Source organism: Pseudomonas sp. NPDC077186, assembly GCF_044543505.1.
GTDB lineage: Bacteria > Pseudomonadota > Gammaproteobacteria > Pseudomonadales > Pseudomonadaceae > Aquipseudomonas.
In genome coordinates, this window is record NZ_JBITWE010000004.1 from 180282 (window position 1) to 200231 (window position 19950).

Sequence of the window (19950 nt, forward strand, 5' to 3'; positions counted from 1 at the left end):
CAGCCTGGCACCAACCAAACTATGTGCTTTGCAATAGGCTGTGTCCCCAACTTGTGCGCTACATAGCTGCTCGCACTCATCACCCAAATGCATTGCCGCTGATTACTGATTAGATTCGAGTTGACCGATGCCGAGCGAAGCGGTGTGGTGTAAGCAGGGGAGGTCTTGATTCACAGGAAAGGGCAGGGATCGCGCTTCGGAGTCACAATGGTGGTCCGACGTATCGCCCGAGTCACACCCACCCGCAGTACTAAAAGATCCTGGGCGCAGATTCTTGGATCCTGCGGGGCTTTGGCAATGCGCTGGTAAAGGCCGTCGTAGATGATGACCTCGTCGAACTCCTTCCCTTTGGACTTATGTATCGTCATTAGGTGGATGCCACGCCAGTCCTTTTGAGCTGCAGCGAAATGCTCCTGCATCAAGGCACTCCGGACTGCCTCTTCAGCACCCATGTACTCTCCCTGGGCACGCCACAACGCGCCCAAATTGGTTCGCAATACTGAGCTTCGGTGCAGCAGTCGTAGGTAGCGAGCATCTGTTGCTACTTGCTTCAAGGCTTCCGCAGTGGACGACGCCAACAGGCCGCGCAGGTGTAACCAGTCTTCCGCAGGGTCGCCCGTTAATTGCAGTTGCTGCCGCAATTCTGAGATGCGCTGAACTTCGCTGACAATCAACAGGCGCTTGGAGCCGCGGATCTTTCCCGAGGAGAGGAACCCGCTAAGAGCACCCGCCAGGTCAAGCTCGGTCTGTGGGGTAGGCCTGCCCCCGCGCCGCCCGCGAATGTGCGAGTGAAGTGCGCCGAGCATGCGGCTCGCCACATCGCCAGCGGTACCTCCCTCCAGCAACGTGGCGATAACGCCAGCGGCTAGAGCCGGCGGTTCAGCATCCATTGCGACGTCGTGATGTAGCTCTGGCAGACCATCAGTTGCAGAAGAAAGGTAGTCAGAAAACTCGAGCATCAGCCGCCTGGATGGCACCAGGATCGCGATCGATTTGTCAGGTACTTTTTTGAGGCGATCCAACGCCGAGAATACCGCGGCCTTGGCGGTGAAGTGCAGGCTCTTGCCATACATGAAGTCGTAACGCGTGATTTTGACCTGCTGGTAGGCCTTGCCCTTGTTTGCGCCAGTGAGCAGGTCATTCCCATAGGCCGTGATGTCGGTACCGCTGCTGCGATAGTTTTCACCCGCGAAGTCGAAATGGGCGGCGCCGAAGCTCTCCAGAAAGTCTCCCACCCGCCTGGGATCAGCACCTCGAAACTCATAGATCCGCTGTTCGGGGTCGGCCAGTGCAATGAGGCGACTGCGCTTTCCAAGCTGCTGGATCAGCGCCCATTCATCACTGTTTGTATCCTGAAACTCGTCGAGGATGATGATGGGATAGGTGTCGGAGAAGATGGCGCCTAACCGATCACTGCGGCTCAGCAGTTCGCTGGCCAAGCTTGCGAACAAGTCGAAATGCAGGCGGCCCTCCTGTTCAAAAAGGCGTCGCTTCTCATTTTCGTGCTGGGCCTTATCGATATCTGCCAAATGCGCTGCTGCTTCCGGCGGTGGCAGAAGCTGCAGGTTCGGTCTGCCATTCAGCAGATAGGCATGGCTTCGGAGAATGCTCCATGCGAAACCGTGGTACGTGCTGACCTCTAGTTGCTTCAGATCCTCGCGAGAGATCAGCTCAGAAGCCTTTTCGATGATGCGCGCTACGGTAGGCCTGGCGAAGCTCAAGAAGAGGATCTTCTGGCCTGGTTTGAGTATTCCTGAGCGAATTTCGTCACGAGCTTTGACCAGCGCGACGTGTGTTTTGCCGGCACCAGGACCACCTAGCGCCAGGGCGTGGCTGGCGCACTTCAGGAAGTCGCGCTTCTGATCGCTCCACACTGCCGTCATGCCAGAGGCTGGGGCGGGGACGGTTGGAACTTCCCATAGGCGGCTGCCAATGGCGGCGACTTGGCTGCAGCCTCTGGGAGAGGGGGCACGCCGGCTAGCTGGGGAGGTAGTGGAGGCGGCGGAGGTGGCTCAATGACGTTCTTGATGGCTGCCAGCGTGGTTCTCACGTATTCAGGCATGTCATTGGCGGTTGGGCAGGAGGCGAGCAAGTCGCCGGCGTCGCCACCACCCTTGGCCCAGCTGAAATAGCTCGACAGAGCCGCCTGCAGATTGGCCAGCGGCGTTGCGGGCGTTGGCGTCCATGCCGCGAGATGCTGCGGCCAATCGCCGCCAGCAACTACAACAGCAGCATAGCTGCGGAGTGCGACCTCAGACACGCCATACAACACAAGGTTTTCGAAGCCCTTAGTCGCGGACTCATAGGCATGATCGACCGAGGCAGTGATGGTTGCGAGCGCCTCCTGTGATTGCTTGTCGAACACCGCGAACACGATCTTGCCGAGAGACCGGAAGAATGCACCCAGAGGAGCGACATTGGTCTCGCCGCGAGCATCGACGATAGCCACTCCAAGGTTTTCGAGAGATTTGAATCGCGTGGGATCCAGCTCGGCGAGCCGGCGGGCGGCGGCAGGCAATGCGTCGAACTCCGTACGGCCCTCAAGCACAAGTACGTAGCGGGCAAGTAGAGCTTCGCAGAACCGAGCTTTAAACTCTGTGCGATAAGCCTTGGGCTTGACTGCCGGTGGATATGTAGCAGGGACTCCGGTCATAACACCGGCCGTGCGCTTGAGAACCACCACCTGGGCAGGATCGAACTCCTCCAGCACGTAGGGTGAGTGGGAGGTGAAGATGGCCTGTGCCGACTTCTGGCGCAGCGAATTGATAATTCGTTTCTGGGTGTGCGGCGGAAGCGCGATCTCTGGCTCTTCCATCGCGAAGATCACGCTTTGCTTGAGTTCGGCGATGATGGACAGCAGAGCCAATACCAGCGTATTAATCGTGCCAGTGCCTTGGTGCTGATATGGGGCGGAATAGACGGAGCCGTCCGGCCTTTTCGCTCCAGTGCCCATGAAGACAGTCAGGGTTCGACGGAGCATGTCGCGGGTGAGGTCCGAAACCCGCATGTGGGGTTGCTCTGCCCAGTCGGATGGTACGTAGTGCCGTACTGCATCCTGGACTGCGACAAGTAACTCGCCGATATCCTCTGTCTCTCCAACTGGCAATGCCCTCAGTTGGTCGAGCAAGTCTTCCCACATTGTCAGTCGTGTCTCCTTCAGCCGAAGGATCACGTCCAACAAGGAGCCTCGCTCTAGGCTGAGTGCGCGGGCGCCGGTTCGTAGGGTGCGAAGATAAAGAAAACCGCACTTTCGTTTGTCGGGCGCAGAGAACCGCAGGTAGGAGCCATCCGGCATTTCGGGAGTGGCGTAAAAGGTATCCCCAGCGAAGTCGTCCTCTTCTACGTCATACCAGCCGTTGAAGAAGACGCGTATTGCTGCACCAACATGGGGGGCGTCTGTTCCCTCTGGGGGGGCCCCCACAAGCAATGTCTTGGCCTGTGAATCCCACCACTCGATATGGTCGCGGAAATGCCGCAGCTGCTCATCAGAGAGTCCAGCGACAATAACCTCGATCTGGATCGGGATGACCTCGTTCTTGGCCGGATCTACGTACGTACCGGCATAGAAATCGTGCTCATCAATTACAGGACGGCGACTCAGGCGTTCCGGGCCAAGTACCAGGTCCACCGCTTCCAGCAATGTGGACTTCCCGGCGTTATTGTCACCGATAAAAGCAGTGTGTCCATTGAGGTGGACCTCACCGTAGGCGATGCCTCTGAAGTTCCGGACGCGAACACGCACAAGATGCACTTCGACCCTCCTTGTCTAGCGGAAACCAACCTACTGATTCTAGTGCGTAATGGTAGGTGCGATTCGACTGTATCGCTACTTGAGGGATCCTTCGGGTCGAGCCGCGTACCGCGCCCGCAACCAAGGGCCGATTTTGGCCGGTTTCTGCCTGGTGTGGCTGGCCGATAGCGAGCACATCAGGTAGATGATACCGGCCACTTGCAGCTCTTCAGAGCTGCCGCGAGTACCTTGCAAGTGATTGGGCAACTTGGTACTGAGCACGAGTGATTTTTAATCAACGATCTGCTCCACAGCCTTATCGCGGCAGAGCTCTGTATAGGCTCTTTCGGCTGCGACTGTTTACGTCGTACTTGTCCACGCTGCCGCTTAGCTTGCCGCTTTGCATGCTGAGCCTGAACCGCCGTAACTATTCCAACTGCCTGACCGCTCAAGTCGAAGCGCGGCGCATTCTCCGTCATGCTTGCCCAGTATCGACTTCCCCGACACCAGGTAGTGAGCTTCGAGGTCTTCGCCCTCGAAGTGATGCAGGATCGAGGCGACCGCTTCGTTGCACGTGTTGAAGGTGCGATTGCAGCGAATCTCAACAGCATTCGTTCCGGGCGCCTGATAGCCCTCGACGGTCTTCCAGCCGCCCCAAATTACGAGCGCGTTCCGCTCTTCCTTGAAGATCAGCGGCGGAATCGTGGTGTTTTCGAGGGGGGCAGGCTTCGTCAGCCAAAGCACGAGGTAAGTCGCGCATAGAGCCGAAGCTAGCGCGATGAGGAGCAGTTTGAGATAGCGCATATAGAGTCCTTTCTGGTGGCAGCCATCCTGGCAGACCTCAACACTAGTGCATATCGAAGAAATGGGCGAATCGAAAGGCAGCGACCGGCCAGCCACATCAGGCAGAAACCGGCCAAAAGCTGCCCTTGATTGAATGCAGCTTTTGACCTAGATGCAGACTATTACCACCGGTACGTCAAACTTCCCACCACTGTACGCCGCGTGCCATAGAACACGCTGCTCTCGTAGAAGCCTGGGGTGAAGTAGCGCTTGTCGAACAGGTTGCTCGCACTCAGATCCACCGAAACGCCTTTAAGGTCGGGCGTCAGGTGGCCCAGGTCGTACCGCACGCTGGCATCGGTGAGGGTGTAGTGGGGAACCTTCACTGTGTTCTTGGCGTTGTATGAGGAGCCGACATAACGCTGGCCGATGCCCATGCCCAAGCCTTCCAGCGGACCACCCTGCACGGTGTAGTCAAGCCACAGCGAGGCAGTGTCCTTGGCTACCGAAATCGGCACGTTGCCTTCGAGGCTATATGCGTTGGCGCCGGTGCCAACCGGGTTGGCCTTGGTCACCTCGGCGTCGGTGTAGGCGTAGGAGGCAAGGCAAGCGTAGGTGATGCCGTTTCAAAGCTTCATAAACTACTACCCGAGAGCGAATGGTGGGCTCTAGTGTCAGCTCACCGCTCATTGCCTGCCTGGATGGCGAAAGCCATCTGCGCTCGGTCGAATTGCACCTGAGCTCGCTCTGTCAAGTTGGGCTCGCCGTCGGCTGTAGACTACTTACCGGCAGACCGACATCAACTGGGATGGGGGAATTCGATGTGAAAGCCCGTGAGGCCAGCCGCTGAAGTGCACCAAATGCGGCCTTTGTGAGCCTCGCTTATGGATCGGGTGATGGCAAGTCCGAGCCCGGCGTTGCTTGGGCTACCTTCGCGTCGAGCAGGGTCGACCCGGTAAAAGCGGTCGAAGAGCTTCTCTAGATGCTCCGAGCTGATTGTGTTACCTGGGTTCTCGATGCTGAAGATAGTTGAGTCCGCTGTCTGGCGGATCAGAACCGAAATTGTCTTTCCCGCCGGCGTGTAACGCAGCGCATTGGACAGCAAGTTGGACAGCGCTCGATCAAGCATCAGCCGATCTCCTAGCACTTGGCCTTTCCCTGTGAGCGATAGTTCAATGTCGCGCTCTTCTGCCAGGAGGTGGTAGTAGTCGAACAGTTTGAAGACTACGTCGGCCAGTTCGATCCTGGCCTGCTCTGGGATGATCAGGCCATTATCAGCCTTGGCCAAGAACAGCATGTCATCGATCATGCGAGACATGCGCTTCAGGTCCTCCAGGTTCGAGTACAGATTCTCTTCATAGGCATTGATATCGCGTTTCTTGCTCAGCACGACCTCGGTGTGGGTCATCAGGTTGCTAACGGGCGTGCGTAGCTCGTGGGCAATGTCGGCCGAAAAATTGGAGAGCCTAACGAAGGCATCCTCTAGCCGAGCCAACATCGCATTGAAGGATAGAACCAGTTGCTGAAGTTCCCGCGGCACTGGTTCTAGAGGGATTCGTTCCTGTAACGAGCGAGCGGACATCCCGGAGGCTACATCAGTGACTTGCCGCAGGGGCCTAAGACCACTGCGAGCAACCACCCAGCCAAGCGCCGCACTGACCAAGGCACTGATGACCAATCCAATCCAGAACCATCGCTGCAGCGTGTCGAAAAAGTGCGTGTGATTGGTGACATCGAGAATCAGCAGAGCTGTAAGCGGTTCGGGTTGGTCAGTCACAGAGATTTGAGCCGTCATGCCCCGGTACATGTGCTCGTCTTTCTGCCACTCCCACATGCTCTGCTCATCGGCACGCCTGAAGCGTCCCGGCACTTCGACTGCTCTGGGGTCGGAAAAGAGCACTGCGCCGTCGCTGGCCAGGATGGTTGCGGCCAGATCCTGATGCGCCCCCAGTAAGGCTCGCAACTGCGGTAACTCCTCGGAGAGGTTAGCTCCGCTGCGAGCGTTGTTGAGAATGTGTTTGGCTGATTCGAGTTTTTCCACCAGGGCCTGCCGGTCCAGCATCTTAAAGTGGTGCTGGCTGAGCATGTTGAAGCTCAGCCCCGCTACTGTCAGGACGGCAATCACCGCGGACATGAACATCAAGCTCATCCGAGCGGTCAGCGAGAGGTGCTTCATATTCACTCCGGCGCATCCATCATGTACCCCATGCCGCGGGCGGTATGGATCAGCTTGAGATCGAAATCGTCATCGATCTTGGCGCGCAGCCGACGTACAGCGACCTCAATGACGTTGGTGTCGCTGTCGAAGTTCATGTCCCAAACCTGCGAAGCAATCAGCGATTTCGGGAGCACTTCGCCGCGCCGGCGCAGTAGCAGTTCCAGCAGTGAAAACTCCTTCGCCGTCAGGTCAATTCTTTTCCCACCCCGGACAGCGCGCCGTTTCATCAGATCGACTTCCAGATCGGCAATTTTCATGGTGGTTTGCGTGGGTGAGCCATTGCCTCGGCGCAGCAGCGTTCTGACCCTGGCCAGAAGCTCTGAGAAAGCAAATGGCTTGATCAGGTAGTCATCCGCGCCCAGTTCCAACCCTTTAACGCGATCCTCCACACCATCGCGTGCGGTCAGGAAAAGCACTGGGACGTCTTTTCCGGCGGCGCGCACCATGCGCAGCACTTCCCACCCGTCCAGCCCAGGCATCATCACATCCAGGATCAGGAGGTCATAGGATTCACTGAGCGCGTGCTGTAGAGCATCTGTACCGGTCATAACCCGGTCGACATTGAAGCCTGCTTCACTGAGGCCTTGCTGCAGGTATGCACCGGTTTTGGGTTCATCTTCAGCTACCAGTAATTTCATGCGAGCAGACTCCAAAAATCGGGTGGCCTGAGTTTGCAGGCAAACCGCGCCCCCAACCAGAAGCTTACGAAAATGTAATTCTGGCTTCAGGTGACTGACAGGGTGGCTTGTCTAGGGTGCAAGCATGAGCACTGGGTTGTGCTCTCGGCCCTCGACAGACCAAAAACAGAGGTGCCGGCCATAGTTTGCACTGATGGAGACTGCCCCATGAAATCGCTGAAACCTTTATTTCTGGTTGGTTCGCTACTGCTGTCTTCTATGGCTTGGGCCGAAGGGGGCAGCGATCGAGTATTCGAACGCATCCAGCAGATGCGCGACAAAGCAGAAGCTGTGCTGATCCAGGCGGAGAAGGCCCCAGCCAGCGAGCGACATGTGCACATGCAGGAGCACATGAAAATGCTCGAAAACATTATGGGTCAGCTACACGACGAACATCCTGCTCCGGGTATGTCCACCGAAGAGCATCTGGCCTGGATGGAAAAGCATGACAAGCTCGTAGACGACGTGCTGGGTCAAATGATTCGAGAGCACAAGCTGATGATGGCCGACAAGGAATGCCATCAGTAAAGATTTCCCCCATCTTCCAGGCCTTTCGTGATTGCTCCTTTGGCCTAGCGGCGCCTCTAAGGCGCCGTGCTTTTTCCCAGCTGACGCAATTGTAGTTTTGGGGTCAGCGGCCTGGCAGCAAGTGGGGAATAACATGAGATTTCCAGCGTCCATCACGAGGTCTCACCATGAACCGCATACCCCTTAAGCTGCTGATCAGCACTTTGTTTATCAGCACCACTTTTCCGGCATTTGCCGAGACCGGCGGCAGTAGCAATGGCATTGGGCAGCAGACCCAGGCGACGCCAGCAACTCGTACCATCTTCGTGAAGATGGACGACATCAGCTACAGCCAGAAAGCGATCGATGTGAAACCGGGTGAAACCGTGCGCTTCGTTTTGAAGAACGAGGGCGCGTTGATGCACGAGTTCAACATCGGGCAAGCAGCTTCCCAGCTGGAGCACCAGCGCAAGATGGCGTCCTTGTTCAAGGACGGCACATTGACACCGACCGGCATGGCCGAACGCATTGTCTGGCATGAGCGTTATGGCACGGGAGACTCCAACCCTCCAGGCTATCCGGAAGTCATCAAAGCCAAGCATGACGATCCGAATGCTGTTCTCGTCGAGCCCGGCACAACCAAAGAGTTCGTGTGGACCTTCCCTCAGGCGGGTAGTTTGAGCTTCGCCTGTACATTGCCCGGGCATTACCAGGCGGGAATGATCGGTGAGTTTGCTCTGCGTTAGCCCAGCACCGGTGCTACTCGTCGGCCGCGAGCTGGGTAGCACCGATTGGACGAACCTTACTGCGATGTAATTTTCACGTCAGCGTACCGCCAACTGCACTTCATTAGAATCGGGACTCATCCCTCCTCAATACCCCAGAGGCACACCATGAAACTCAGACCCGCTTTCATTATCACCGCCTTTGGTTTGCTGCTCAGTGCTGCCAATGCGCAGGCCAGCCCGGGCCACAATAAAGACAGCATCGGGCAACCGGGAGACAGTCAGGCTGTAGATCGCACCATCGAAGTACGGATGGGGGACATCTTCTTCGAACCTAAAGCTATGGAGATCAAAGCAGGCGAGACGGTTCGCTTCGTACTGAAAAATGACGGTGCACTGCTACACGAATTCAATCTTGGCAAAGCGGCATCCCATGCCGCACATCAGAAAGAGATGGCTGCGATGTTTCAGAACGGCACGCTGTCCCCAACGGGTGCGCATGACATGAGCAATATGGGCCATGCCATGGGCGGCATGAAGATGGTTGGTATGGAACACGATGACCCCAACAGTGTTCTTGTCGGACCTGGAGCACGCGAAGAGTTGATCTGGACCTTCTCCGCCGCCACCGAACTGGAGTTCGCTTGCAATATTCCAGGACATTATCAGTCGGGAATGGTCGGTAAGGTGATCGTACGCTGACGTCTATTGATACTCGTCAACTCCGCCCAGTCTGGGACACCTATGCTGATCCAGCTGCCATTGAAACGAGGCTATTGTCATGGACCATACCCATCACACCAGTACCACTGAACCGCCTTTTTGGAAGAGCAAGATTGGCATTGCGCTGATCATGCTGGCCGTAATCGGCATCTTCTATGTGGCACGCGAGCATTACGGTCACATCTCGCAGGCCCTGCCATACCTCATCCTGCTGCTATGCCCGCTTATGCACCTGTTTGGCCACAATCATGGCGGGCACTCCCACGCTAGCGGTGCCACGGTTTCTAAGGACGAAGATAGGAAATAAATCACATGCGAAATTCCTCCTGCCACGATCACGGACATGGGCACAACTCGCACGGTCAACCGGAAAGTCAACGCGATCCTGTGTGTGGCATGGAGGTGAAATCTGATAGCCCATATCGCGAGAGCGTTGAAGGGAAGACCTACCGATTCTGCAGTGCCAAATGCCTGGAGAAGTTTCAAGTTGATCCCCACTTGTACATGGGCAACTCGTCTCATGAAGCACATCAGCATACGAGTCAGCCCCCGATATCGGCACCAGAAGGAGCCGCATACACCTGCCCGATGCATCCTGAGATTCGCCAACCGTCCCCTGGCAACTGCCCGATCTGCGGCATGACGCTGGAGCCTGTCATCCCGGAACTGGAAGAGGAGGAAAACCCGGAGCTGAAGGACTTCTCACGGCGGTTCTGGTGGAGCCTACCACTGACCGTCATCGTGACCGTGCTGGCGATGGCTGGTCATTCCTTGCAACTGTTTCATGGCACGACCCAGAACTGGGTTGAGCTGGCTCTGGCGACGCCCGTGACGCTATGGGGTGGCTGGGTGTTCTTCGTCCGCGGCATTGACTCCATCCGGCACCGCAGTCCCAACATGTGGACGCTGATCGGTTTGGGAACGGCTGCTGCCTACTTCTACAGTTTGGCCGCTACCTTGGTTCCGCAGTGGTTTCCGGCGGCCTTTGTTCAGGACGGACGTATCGGCGTCTATTTTGAAGCAGCCGCGGTGATTATCTCACTCACGCTGTTGGGCCAAATGCTCGAACTAAAGGCTCGCTCGCAGACGTCCGCAGCAATCAAATCGCTGCTGGGACTGGCGCCAAAGACAGCGCGCCGCATCAGGCCCGATGGAGTAGAAGAGGACATTCCTCTGACTCATGTCCATCAGGGCGATCATCTGCGTGTCCGGCCAGGCGAGAAGGTTCCTGTAGATGGTACTGTGCTGGAGGGTGAGAGCGCAGTCGACGAGTCGATGCTCACCGGCGAGCCAGTACCGGTTACCAAGCGGATAGGCGATGCCCTTATCGGTGCCACCCTGAACACCCACGGCAGCCTAGTGATGGAGGCGCAGAAAGTCGGTGCCGAAACTATGCTGTCGCAGATCGTGCAGATGGTGGCCAAGGCCCAGCGCTCCAAGGCCCCCATGCAGCGTATGGCTGATGCGGTGGCTGGGTATTTCGTGGTCGGGGTGATCCTGATCGCGGTCCTTACGTTCTTCGGGTGGGGGCTATTTGGGCCGGAACCAGGCTGGGTATTTGGCCTGATCAATGCGGTGGCGGTGCTGATCATTGCCTGTCCCTGCGCCCTGGGTCTGGCAACCCCGATGTCCGTCATGGTCGCAACCGGCAAGGCCGCAAGCAGCGGTGTGTTGTTCCGCGATGCCAGCGCCATCGAGAATCTATGCAAGATCGACACGCTCATCGTTGACAAGACGGGAACTCTGACCGAAGGGCGTCCGGTATTCCATAGCGCGGAAGGGACTGGCGGTTACGACTCCAACGAAGTGCTGCGCCTGGCTGCCAGTCTCGACCAGGGTAGTGAGCACCCGCTGGCTCATGCCATCGTCGATCATGCGCGTGGTCAAGGCATTGCACTGGTCAAGCCGGACACTTTCGAGTCTGGCTCGGGTATTGGTGTGCGCGGTCAAGTCGATGGCCATCAACTGCAGCTCGGCAACACCGCGCTGATGGACGAGGCTGGTGTCGACATTACCCCGCTGCGTAATCGCGCCGAACAACTGCGTCTGGAGGGCATCAGCATTATTTATTTGGCCGCTGATGACCGCCTGGCGGGACTCCTGGCCGTTTCCGATCCAATCAAGCCTACTTCTCAACAGGCTGTCTCCAGGCTTCAAAGCGAAGACGTGAAGGTCATCATGGCCACTGGTGATGGCCTCACCACAGCAAGGGCCGTGGCGAAACAGCTCGGAATCGAGGAAGTGCATGGTGAGGTCAAACCGCAGGATAAGGAGAAACTCGTCGCCGATTTGCAGGGCTATGGCCGTCGTGTCGCCATGGCGGGTGACGGCATCAACGATGCGCCCGCCCTGGCCAGGTCTGAGGTAGGTATCGCCATGGGCACGGGCACCGATGTGGCGATGAACAGTGCCCAAGTGACGCTGGTCAAAGGAGATCTGATGGGCATCCTGCGAGCCCGCACCCTGTCAGTGGCGACCGTGAAGAACATGAGGCAGAACCTCGCCTTTGCGTTCCTCTACAACGCGATGGGAATCCCGCTAGCAGCGGGGCTACTGTACCCGCTCACGGGGCATCTTCTGTCGCCCTTGATTGCTGCGCTGGCGATGAGCGTCAGCTCTGCGTCGGTGGTCTTCAATGCTCTGAGATTGAAATCAACGGACATCGGCTAGGCTCCCATACCACTGGCCAACGGCAGGGCCTTATTGTGGCGTTTGCACACTTGACCTTGCCATCGTGTCAAGGTCGATGCTGTCCGTGCGGCAACTTGAGCCGCGGACGAAATGAGGTGAAAGACATGTTTAGTCTGAGTGTTGCGGGGATGGGCTGTGGCAGTTGCGTGAGCAAAATCACGAAGGCCATTCAAGCTCTGGATCAGGATGCACGAGTAGAAGTGGATCGAGCGGCCGGCAAGGTCACCGTTGAGAGCACAGAAAGTGCCGAATCGATCCGCGAACTCATCCAGGAGCTTGGCTATTCGGCCCAGGTCAGCGCTTGAGCGCTGATCTGCCAAGCAACTAAATCTCCAGCTCTGAGAGCTCTTTTAGCCCCGGGATACTGGTGACCTCGTTGGTCATACCTTCTGAACCATCTCGGCCCCGAAGCCAGTTTGAGTGATCGCCTGGCTCGCGCATTTCCAGCGTGTCATAGGAGTACCGCTTGCGCTTAAACAGGCATTTCAATGCAGCGAACTCGTGGCTTTTTTCGTCTTCTATGCCGACGACTTCTCCTGAAAGCCGCTCCCAGTGACCAACGCCGTCGGCCAGCATTGCCTGATAGGTCTCTGGGTCAAGCAAGGCTTGCTGTTTGAAATGAATGATGCGGTGAGTCATAGAAGCGCTCGGGAGTGGCCAAAGAGAGAGCGCTAGCCTAAAGGTTCCGGGTCATTCGTGTAATAGCTGGCTGCGCTTTAGCAAACCGTCGTTGATCCACATCTTCAACCAAGTCGCGGCCTGCAAGGGAGCTTGCTCGCCATGCGTAGCGCTCAACGACTCGCAGAGCTCAGCGAACGATCCGCCCTCGATGAGAAACTGCAATGCCGAAGCCTCCGCTGGCTCCAGGCTCCGGTACTGGCAGACGAGTTCATGACGCCAAACAAGACAGGCTAGGTTCGTTGGCAGGCGGGTAATATCAGGCAGCAAGCTGCCGGACTTGGCGGCTTTCCACAACTCCAGCGTGTTGTACTGCAGCTGCAACCACCGGGCAGATGCAGTCAGGGAAACCCTGAGTGAAATCCAGTCTTCAGCCGAAAAATCACTCATGGTCTCCAGCGAAAGCGCTTCGACATCCTGAGCGTCGAAGGCCAGTGTAAAGGCCCATTCCAGTTCCGCGAGTTCGCGCATCGGCGATAGTTGGGGTTTTTCGACGTAGCTGCTAATGAACTCGGGCAGCTTCTCGCCCAGCCAGCGAATGCTGAAATGTCGTGGTGGCCAGGCGGCCAAGTAGGCCAGTGCGAGCTGCTCGAATGATTCGTTGCCGATCCAGTGAAGCAGGGCAGGGAAGTCTTCTCGCAATACCGCAAGCAGGCGCGAACGGTAAGCATTGTGGTAGATCTGCAGGCCTTCAAGAGCACTCAGCGCTGTGCTACCTCGGATCTGCTCCAAAAGCTCGTTGGAGGGCAGGGCACTGTCACCTGTCAGGTAAGTTTCAAATGCAGTCTGTACGGCGATCAGGCTCAAGGGGTGGCCCCCGATATCACAGATTTGGCGATAGCACGGGCATGTGCTAATTCGGACAACAGCTCTTCCAGCGGCGGAAACTGGTCATCCCGCTCGATCAAGGTCGATGTCGGGCCCAAGTAGCTCAAAGTCTTGCTGTAGAGAGACCAAACCGGATCAGCGATGGGCTGGTCATGGGTGTCGATGAGGTACTGCCCGTAATCGCTGTGCCCGGCCAGGTGAATTTGCCGAATCCGCTCGTGCGGCAATTCCATGATGAACTGCCAAGGGTCGAAACCCTGGTTGCACGAACTGACGTAGACGTTGTTCACGTCGAGAAGCAGCTCGCACCCGGTCAGGCAACTGAGCTCCGAGAGGAACTGAGACTCGCTCATGCTGGATGTTGTCCACTGCACGTAGGAGGAAACGTTCTCCAGCACGATGGGACGTTCCAAAACATCCTGCACCAAGCGCACTCGGGCCGCGACATGCAGCAGGCTCTCCTGGGTAAACGGCAGCGGTAGCAGATCGTGAAGTTGATGGGCGTTGCCTCGACTCCAGCACAGGTGATCAGACACCCACTGAGGCTGCACCCGATCCGCCAGCTGCTTGAGCTGTCGTAGGTAGTCTATGTCCAAGGCATGTGAGCCGCCAATCGAAAGAGATACTCCGTGCATCACCAGGGGGTAGTGCTCGCCGATCGCATCAAGGAAGTAGAGAGCCTTGCCGCCCTCCACCAGGTAATTCTCGGAAATGATCTCGAACCAGTCGACCGCAGGCCGTTCCTCCAGGATCTGCCGGTAATACTCGTTACGAAGGCCAAGACCGAAACCCAGAGTTTTGCGCTTACTCATTCGAGACTCCAGCAGGGGAGTGGCATGCACTCCCCTGAACCGCCTTATTCGCTGGTTTTGCCACCGGCTTCGTCACATTTGGTCTGGGTCATCAACTTGAACCCTTGGCCTTTGCATTCGCCTTGGCCTTTGCAGTCGTTTTTCGCGGTCATGCAGTCGTTCTGCCCTTTGCAACCATTGATCCCGAAGCACTTCACTTCTGCTGCTTTGGTTTCCTGAGCAGCCTGGACGGGCAGGGTGGAGAACAGGCTGGCGGCCACCAGAGCCAAGGCGGCACCGGTAGCTACGTTGGATTTGTTCGACATAGTGGCTATCTCTCTTGATTGTTTGATGGTCGCGATCCGTCGGTGCGAATGAACGAGTTAGCTCAGGCATTGCTACCGATCAGGCCCATGGAATCCGCAAGGCTGCGCGGGCAGGAAGACAGTACCGAGCCTTCAGGAGGGCCTACAAGAAAGAAATAGCAAACTGACAGAACTGTAATGTTCGGATCAGGTTGCTGACAGGGCGTCGTGGTTAACGTAGCAGCGAGCTTAACGCTCGTCCCCACTAGTTACAGGGGCTTCTAAACTTCTGAGGATTAACGAAATGAAATCGATCAAAACCCTGTTTGTAGTTGCTGCCCTGAGTGTTTCCAGCCTGGCGATGGCCGAAGGCGGTGCTGATCGCACGTTTGCACGCATGGAACAAGCCCGCCAGGTCTCGCTGGAAGCCTATCAGTTGGCCAAGCAGCAGAACGATGAAGCTCCTGTCGCCGGCAGCCAAGCCAAACAGGCGGAACACGCCAGCTGCTGAGCCCCCTCAACCTTACAGAAATGTAATCACCCGGATGGTTGAGATATGGCAGTTTCATACTGCTTGGTGTCAGGGGGAACTTGCGCAGCACGCAAGGCTTGAAGATCAAATCTCCCGACACTGGAGCAGTCAATGAACCCGAGACCGGATGCATATCACCGGCTCATCTGACGGATTGGACATAACGGCATGCAAAGCAAAACCACAAGACGTACTTTCGTCAAAGGCCTCGCCGCCGCCGGTATTCTCGGCGGCATGGGCATGTGGCGCACGCCGGTCTGGGCGGTAACCAGCCCAGGTCAGCCGAACGTGCTGAGCGGTAACGATTTCGACCTGTTTATCGGAGAGACTCCGGTAAACATCACCGGCGCAGCGCGTACCGCCATGACGATCAATGGCTCGCTGCCAGGCCCAATCCTGCGCTGGCGGGAGGGCGAGACCGTGACGTTGCGCGTACGCAACCGCCTCAAGGAGGACACGTCCATTCACTGGCACGGCATTATCCTGCCGGCGAACATGGATGGCGTTCCGGGCCTGAGCTTCCATGGCATCGCCCCCGACGGCATGTATGAGTACAAGTTCAAGGTCAACCAGAACGGCACCTACTGGTATCACAGCCACTCGGGGCTCCAGGAGCAAGTCGGCGTATACGGCGCGCTGGTCATCGACGCCAAGGAACCCGAGCCCTTCAGTTACGACCGTGATTATGTCGTGCTGCTGAGCGACTGGACCGATGAAAATCCAGCGCGGGTACTGGCCAAGCTCAAAAAGCAGTCGGACTACTACAACTACCACAAGCGCACCGTTGGTGATTTCATCAATGACGTGAGCGAGATGGGGTGGTCCGCTGCGGTAGCCGATCGCAAGATGTGGGCCGAGATGAAGATGAGCCCGACGGATCTCGCTGACGTCAGTGGCTACACCTACACCTACCTGATGAATGGCCAGGCACCTGATGGCAACTGGACCGGCATATTCAAACCGGGCGAAAAGATCCGCCTGCGCTTCATCAACGCCTCGGCGATGACCTATTTCGATGTGCGCATCCCGGGCCTGAAGATGACTGTGGTTGCGGCCGATGGTCTGCACGTCAAACCGGTCAGCGTCGACGAGTTCCGTATCGCCGTGGCCGAGACCTACGACGTGATCGTCGAACCAGACAGCGAACAGGCCTATACCGTGTTTGCCCAATCCATGGATCGCACTGGCTATGCGCGCGGCACCCTTGCTGTACAGGAGGGGTTGAGTGCACCGGTACCCAGCCCCGACCCGCGTCCGCTGATTGCCATGGGCGACATGGGTATGGATCACGGCAGCATGGGTGGCATGGATCACGGGAACATGGCCGGAATGGACCACGGCAGTATGGCGGGCATAGATCATGGGAGCATGCAGGGTGGCATGGCCGGCATGGATCACAGCCAGATGGCTGGAATGGATCATTCGGGCATGGCAGGCATGGCAGGTGCCATGCAGGCACACCCAGCCTCAGAGACCAACAACCCGCTGGTCGATATGCAGACCATGACACCGACGCACAAGTTGGACGACCCAGGTATTGGTTTGCGAGACAACGGCCGACGCGTCCTTACGTACTCTGACCTGCGCAGCACCTTCCTCGACCCGGATGGTCGCGAACCAAGTCGCACCATCGAGCTGCACCTTACCGGGCACATGGAGAAATTCTCCTGGTCCTTCGATGGCATCAAGTTCTCTGACGCCGAGCCTCTGCGCCTCAAGTACGGCGAGCGTGTTCGCATCACGCTGGTCAACGACACCATGATGACTCATCCGATCCATCTTCATGGCATGTGGAGCGACCTGGAGGATGCGAACGGCAATTTCTTGGTGCGAAAACACACCATCGACATGCCGCCAGGTTCCAAGCGCAGCTATCGAGTGACTGCCGATGCGTTGGGGCGATGGGCCTATCACTGCCACCTGCTGCTCCACATGGAAATGGGCATGTTCCGTGAAGTTCGTGTGGATGAGTAAAGGAGATTTCTGATGAGCACTTTTATGAAGCGAAATGCCCTGACTGGCAGCGCAGTCATGTTTAGCTTATTGGCTGCCCTGCACGCACCGGTTTCGTTGGCAGGTGAGGGGCACAGTGAGCACGAACAACATGCTGCCGAGTCGGCTGCGCCCAAGACCGCCAGTGGCAATCACGCAGATCAGTCGAAGGATAAGGCGGCTGGCCAGCAGATGGATCATGGCGCCATGGATCACGGAGACATGAAGCATGACGGCATGAATCACGAAAACATGATGGATAAGCATGGCGGCACCGAAGCCGAAGCAGGTTCGAACCATGACCACTAGGTTTTCACGCCCGTCCCTCATAGCGCTGGCCGTGTCGCTGAGTGCACTCAGCGGTGGCGTTACCCAGGCTGCGGAAGAAATGGATCATTCGGCAATGGGGCACGGCTCCATGTCGATGGACCACAGCCAGATGGGCCACGGTTCCGCCAAAGCGCCGATGGAGGGCATGGATCACAGCAAGATGGATCATGGTGCCATGCAGAGCGAATCGGGCAGCATGGACCATAGCCAGATGGGCCACAGCCAGAGCCAAGAGAAGGCCCCAGCCATGGACCACAGCAAGATGGGACACGGCACCATGCAGGGACAGATGGAGGGCATGGATCATTCGAAGATGAACCATGGCTCCGCTGAAGCCCCGAGAACTACCAGTCGTACGCCGATTCCCGTTCTGACGGATGCTGATCGCCAAGCGGCTTTCCCGCCACTGCCTGGCCACAAGGTGCATGACAGCGCCATCAACAGCTTTTTCCTGCTCGATCAGCTCGAATACCAAGACGCAGATGAGGGCAGCACCCTGGCCTGGGATGCGTCGGGTTGGGTAGGCGGTGATATCAACCGGGTCTGGTTCCGCTCCGAAGGCGAGCGTACCAACGGCGTTACCGAGGACGCTGAATTACAGCTGCTGTACGGCCGCTCGATCGGCCCTTGGTGGGATGTCGTCGCGGGCGTTCGCCAGGACTTCAAACCGGAGTCGCCGCAGACTTGGGCCGCCTTCGGTATCCAGGGCATGGCGCTTTACGCCTTTGAGGCCGAAGCCACGGCCTTCGTCGGCGAGAATGGCCAAACTGCTGCCCGACTGGAGGGCGAGTACGACATTCTGCTGACCAACCGGCTGATTCTCCAGCCAACTGCCGAAATGAACTTCTACGGCAAGAACGATCCTGAGCGAGGTGTGGGGTCTGGGTTGGCAAATACCGAGCTCGGCTTGCGTCTGCGTTACGAGATTGTCAGGCAGTTTGCCCCCTATATCGGGGTTTCCTGGAGCCGCTCCTATGGCAACACGGCAGACATGGTGCGCGACGAGGGCGGTGATGTAGACGAGGCGCGTTTTGTCGCCGGTATCCGGATGTGGTTTTGAGAACCTGACATGAAAAGAACAATTAAAACTTTGGTGGCGGCCGGCGTGGTCGGTAGCACAGCTGTCCTGGCCGGCGCCTACTTTGGCGTGGTCAACGTGGGGGCCGACGATCCCCATTTTCCTGCAGTGCATGCGTTTCTCACGATGGCCCGTGACCGCTCTATCGAAGTCCGTTCGCGGGACATCGAGGTTCCCAACCTGGATGATCAAGCTCTTATTCGCGCCGGTGCGGGCAACTACAACTCCATGTGTATCGGCTGTCATTTGGCGCCAGGTGTGGCGGAGACCGAGCTAAGCCAATCGCTTTATCCTGCGCCCCCCAACCTCGCCAAGATCGGTGTCGATGGCAATCCGTCAGCAGCGTTCTGGGTGATCAAGCATGGCATCAAGGCAACGGGTATGCCTGCGTGGGGCAAGAGCATGGGAGACGAGTACATCTGGGGCATGGTTGCCTTCCTCAACCAACTGCCGGCGATGGATGCCAAGCAATACCAAACACTCGTCGCATCCAGTGGCGGCCATCAGCACGGTGGTGGGGAAACGCAGATGCATAACCATGAAGGACAGCACGGCGACAACAAGCCTGGCCATCATGACAATAGTGGCGGTGGCGATGACCATCATGGATCAGGTGATGCTGGAGAGCCTGGTCATCACGATGCCGCGGCTACGGATAGCGAGGGTGGCTCCGCACCTAAGGCAGGTCACCATTCGGATATGAGTGGCGATGACCACCATGCTGGGGATGAGGCGTCGTCCAACGGAGGTGATCATCACGCCGAGCAGGCTCCGAACGCCTCGCCCAAGCCCCACACCCACGCCGATGGCAAAGAGCACGTACATGAAAGCTAAATATCTGGCCTTACTGGCCGCTCTCTCCGTCACGTCTGCGGTTCAAGCAGCTGATGCCCTGACGATTGATGTCCATCGTGATGCCAATTGCGGATGTTGCAAGAAGTGGATTTCACACCTCGAAGCGAATGGCTTCAAAGTCGTCGACCATGTTGAAAGCAACATGACAGCAGTGAAGCAAAGACTGGGCGTCGCGCCACGGTTAGCGTCTTGCCACACCGCGGTGATTGACGGCAAGTTCGTCGAAGGTCATGTGCCGGCGGCTCAGGTCATCGAACTCACCAAGCGCGATGATCTGCTGGGCATCGCTGTTCCCGGGATGCCGGCGGGCTCCCCCGGCATGGAAGTCGATGGCGTACAGCATGCCTACCAGGTCATTGGCTTGACCAAGACGGGTTCTGATCAGGTCGTTGCAGAATATCCCGCCCAGTAGTACTGCCTGCCAGCACGGCCGCTTGTGTGTAGTGGCCGACTCATTTTCATACGTCCTTTAACCTAAGTAAAAAAGGCGCCCTAGGGCGCCAAGGG

General features: G+C 57.5%; 23 protein-coding genes. 12 read left to right on the forward strand and 11 right to left on the reverse strand.

Going from position 1 to position 19950, the window contains the following annotated elements; genetic code table 11:
- Positions 1 to 170: 170 nt before the first annotated feature.
- The 7 genes from ACIGKL_RS16365 to ACIGKL_RS16395 all read right to left on the reverse strand — a co-directional run bounded on the left by ACIGKL_RS16365 (position 171) and on the right by ACIGKL_RS16395 (position 7369).
- Positions 171 to 1883, reverse strand: a complete 1713-nt coding sequence (locus ACIGKL_RS16365) for a UvrD-helicase domain-containing protein (RefSeq protein WP_397487580.1) — start codon at positions 1881 to 1883, stop codon at positions 171 to 173.
- A complete protein-coding gene (locus tag ACIGKL_RS16370) occupies positions 1880 to 3751 on the reverse strand; it encodes an ATP-dependent endonuclease (protein ID WP_179573122.1) in 1872 nt (623 codons plus the stop codon). Before ACIGKL_RS16370 ends, ACIGKL_RS16365 begins: the two co-directional genes overlap by 4 nt.
- Before the next feature lie 176 nt (positions 3752 to 3927).
- Positions 3928 to 4209: a ProQ/FINO family protein gene (locus tag ACIGKL_RS16375; RefSeq protein ID WP_397487581.1), complete on the reverse strand. Its 282-nt coding sequence runs from the start codon at positions 4207 to 4209 to the stop codon at positions 3928 to 3930.
- Positions 4118 to 4534, reverse strand: coding sequence for a hypothetical protein (locus ACIGKL_RS16380; RefSeq protein WP_397487582.1), 417 nt, complete (start codon positions 4532 to 4534; stop codon positions 4118 to 4120). The genes ACIGKL_RS16375 and ACIGKL_RS16380 overlap by 92 nt, the downstream gene beginning before the upstream one ends.
- Positions 4535 to 4695: 161 nt before the next feature.
- Positions 4696 to 5088, reverse strand: a complete 393-nt coding sequence (locus tag ACIGKL_RS16385; protein WP_260619635.1) for a TonB-dependent receptor domain-containing protein — start codon at positions 5086 to 5088, stop codon at positions 4696 to 4698.
- 224 nt (positions 5089 to 5312) lie between these two features.
- The gene (locus ACIGKL_RS16390; RefSeq protein ID WP_179573120.1) at positions 5313 to 6689 is read right to left on the reverse strand and encodes a heavy metal sensor histidine kinase; all 1377 of its coding nucleotides are present in this window, start codon (positions 6687 to 6689) and stop codon (positions 5313 to 5315) included.
- 2 nt (positions 6690 to 6691) lie between these two features.
- Entirely contained in the window at positions 6692 to 7369 is a 678-nt protein-coding gene (locus ACIGKL_RS16395) for a heavy metal response regulator transcription factor (RefSeq protein ID WP_179573119.1), read from the reverse strand.
- A 207-nt stretch (positions 7370 to 7576) separates the two neighbouring features.
- On the opposite strand from ACIGKL_RS16395, the gene ACIGKL_RS16400 reads away from it, so the two are divergent.
- The 6 genes from ACIGKL_RS16400 to ACIGKL_RS16425 all read left to right on the forward strand — a co-directional run bounded on the left by ACIGKL_RS16400 (position 7577) and on the right by ACIGKL_RS16425 (position 12359).
- The gene (locus ACIGKL_RS16400) at positions 7577 to 7936 is read left to right on the forward strand and encodes a co-regulatory protein PtrA N-terminal domain-containing protein (RefSeq protein WP_179573118.1); all 360 of its coding nucleotides are present in this window, start codon (positions 7577 to 7579) and stop codon (positions 7934 to 7936) included.
- 167 nt (positions 7937 to 8103) lie between these two features.
- Positions 8104 to 8661, forward strand: coding sequence for a plastocyanin/azurin family copper-binding protein (locus tag ACIGKL_RS16405; protein ID WP_179573117.1), 558 nt, complete (start codon positions 8104 to 8106; stop codon positions 8659 to 8661).
- Between the two features lie 147 nt (positions 8662 to 8808).
- Positions 8809 to 9342: a plastocyanin/azurin family copper-binding protein gene (locus tag ACIGKL_RS16410; protein ID WP_179573116.1), complete on the forward strand. Its 534-nt coding sequence runs from the start codon at positions 8809 to 8811 to the stop codon at positions 9340 to 9342.
- Positions 9343 to 9421: 79 nt separating this feature from the next.
- Positions 9422 to 9670, forward strand: coding sequence for a DUF2933 domain-containing protein (locus ACIGKL_RS16415; RefSeq protein ID WP_129482714.1), 249 nt, complete (start codon positions 9422 to 9424; stop codon positions 9668 to 9670).
- Positions 9671 to 9675: 5 nt separating this feature from the next.
- Positions 9676 to 12033 (forward strand): heavy metal translocating P-type ATPase, encoded by a 2358-nt coding sequence (locus ACIGKL_RS16420; protein WP_179573115.1) that lies wholly within the window; start codon positions 9676 to 9678, stop codon positions 12031 to 12033.
- Positions 12034 to 12158: 125 nt separating this feature from the next.
- A complete protein-coding gene (locus ACIGKL_RS16425) occupies positions 12159 to 12359 on the forward strand; it encodes a heavy-metal-associated domain-containing protein (RefSeq protein WP_003246756.1) in 201 nt (66 codons plus the stop codon).
- 19 nt (positions 12360 to 12378) lie between these two features.
- Here the strand turns inward: ACIGKL_RS16425 and ACIGKL_RS16430 are convergent, their stop codons facing one another.
- The 4 genes from ACIGKL_RS16430 to ACIGKL_RS16445 are packed head-to-tail and all read right to left on the reverse strand — an operon-like array spanning position 12379 to position 14677.
- Positions 12379 to 12693 carry a hypothetical protein gene (locus ACIGKL_RS16430; protein WP_179573114.1) on the reverse strand — a complete coding sequence of 105 codons (315 nt, stop codon included), beginning with the start codon at positions 12691 to 12693 and terminating at the stop codon, positions 12379 to 12381.
- Positions 12694 to 12744: 51 nt separating this feature from the next.
- Entirely contained in the window at positions 12745 to 13539 is a 795-nt protein-coding gene (locus ACIGKL_RS16435; protein WP_179573113.1) for a DNA-binding domain-containing protein, read from the reverse strand.
- Positions 13536 to 14372, reverse strand: coding sequence for a DUF692 domain-containing protein (locus tag ACIGKL_RS16440; RefSeq protein ID WP_179573112.1), 837 nt, complete (start codon positions 14370 to 14372; stop codon positions 13536 to 13538). The genes ACIGKL_RS16435 and ACIGKL_RS16440 overlap by 4 nt, the downstream gene beginning before the upstream one ends.
- A 44-nt stretch (positions 14373 to 14416) precedes the next feature.
- Positions 14417 to 14677 carry a membrane protein gene (locus ACIGKL_RS16445; RefSeq protein WP_003460126.1) on the reverse strand — a complete coding sequence of 87 codons (261 nt, stop codon included), beginning with the start codon at positions 14675 to 14677 and terminating at the stop codon, positions 14417 to 14419.
- 283 nt (positions 14678 to 14960) lie between these two features.
- On the opposite strand from ACIGKL_RS16445, the gene ACIGKL_RS16450 reads away from it, so the two are divergent.
- From ACIGKL_RS16450 to ACIGKL_RS16475, 6 genes are all read left to right on the forward strand, one after another.
- Positions 14961 to 15167: a co-regulatory protein PtrA N-terminal domain-containing protein gene (locus ACIGKL_RS16450; protein ID WP_004374659.1), complete on the forward strand. Its 207-nt coding sequence runs from the start codon at positions 14961 to 14963 to the stop codon at positions 15165 to 15167.
- 189 nt (positions 15168 to 15356) lie between these two features.
- Positions 15357 to 17162: a copper resistance system multicopper oxidase gene (locus ACIGKL_RS16455; protein WP_179573111.1), complete on the forward strand. Its 1806-nt coding sequence runs from the start codon at positions 15357 to 15359 to the stop codon at positions 17160 to 17162.
- A gap of 12 nt (positions 17163 to 17174) precedes the next feature.
- Positions 17175 to 17489, forward strand: coding sequence for a hypothetical protein (locus ACIGKL_RS16460; RefSeq protein WP_179573110.1), 315 nt, complete (start codon positions 17175 to 17177; stop codon positions 17487 to 17489).
- On the forward strand, positions 17479 to 18570 hold the full coding sequence (locus ACIGKL_RS16465; RefSeq protein ID WP_397487583.1) for a copper resistance protein B: 1092 nt from the start codon (positions 17479 to 17481) through the stop codon (positions 18568 to 18570). Before ACIGKL_RS16460 ends, ACIGKL_RS16465 begins: the two co-directional genes overlap by 11 nt.
- 9 nt (positions 18571 to 18579) lie before the next feature.
- Positions 18580 to 19422, forward strand: coding sequence for a cytochrome c (locus ACIGKL_RS16470; RefSeq protein WP_004374646.1), 843 nt, complete (start codon positions 18580 to 18582; stop codon positions 19420 to 19422).
- Positions 19412 to 19855, forward strand: coding sequence for a DUF411 domain-containing protein (locus tag ACIGKL_RS16475; protein ID WP_003246746.1), 444 nt, complete (start codon positions 19412 to 19414; stop codon positions 19853 to 19855). Before ACIGKL_RS16470 ends, ACIGKL_RS16475 begins: the two co-directional genes overlap by 11 nt.
- Positions 19856 to 19950 lie beyond the last annotated feature (95 nt).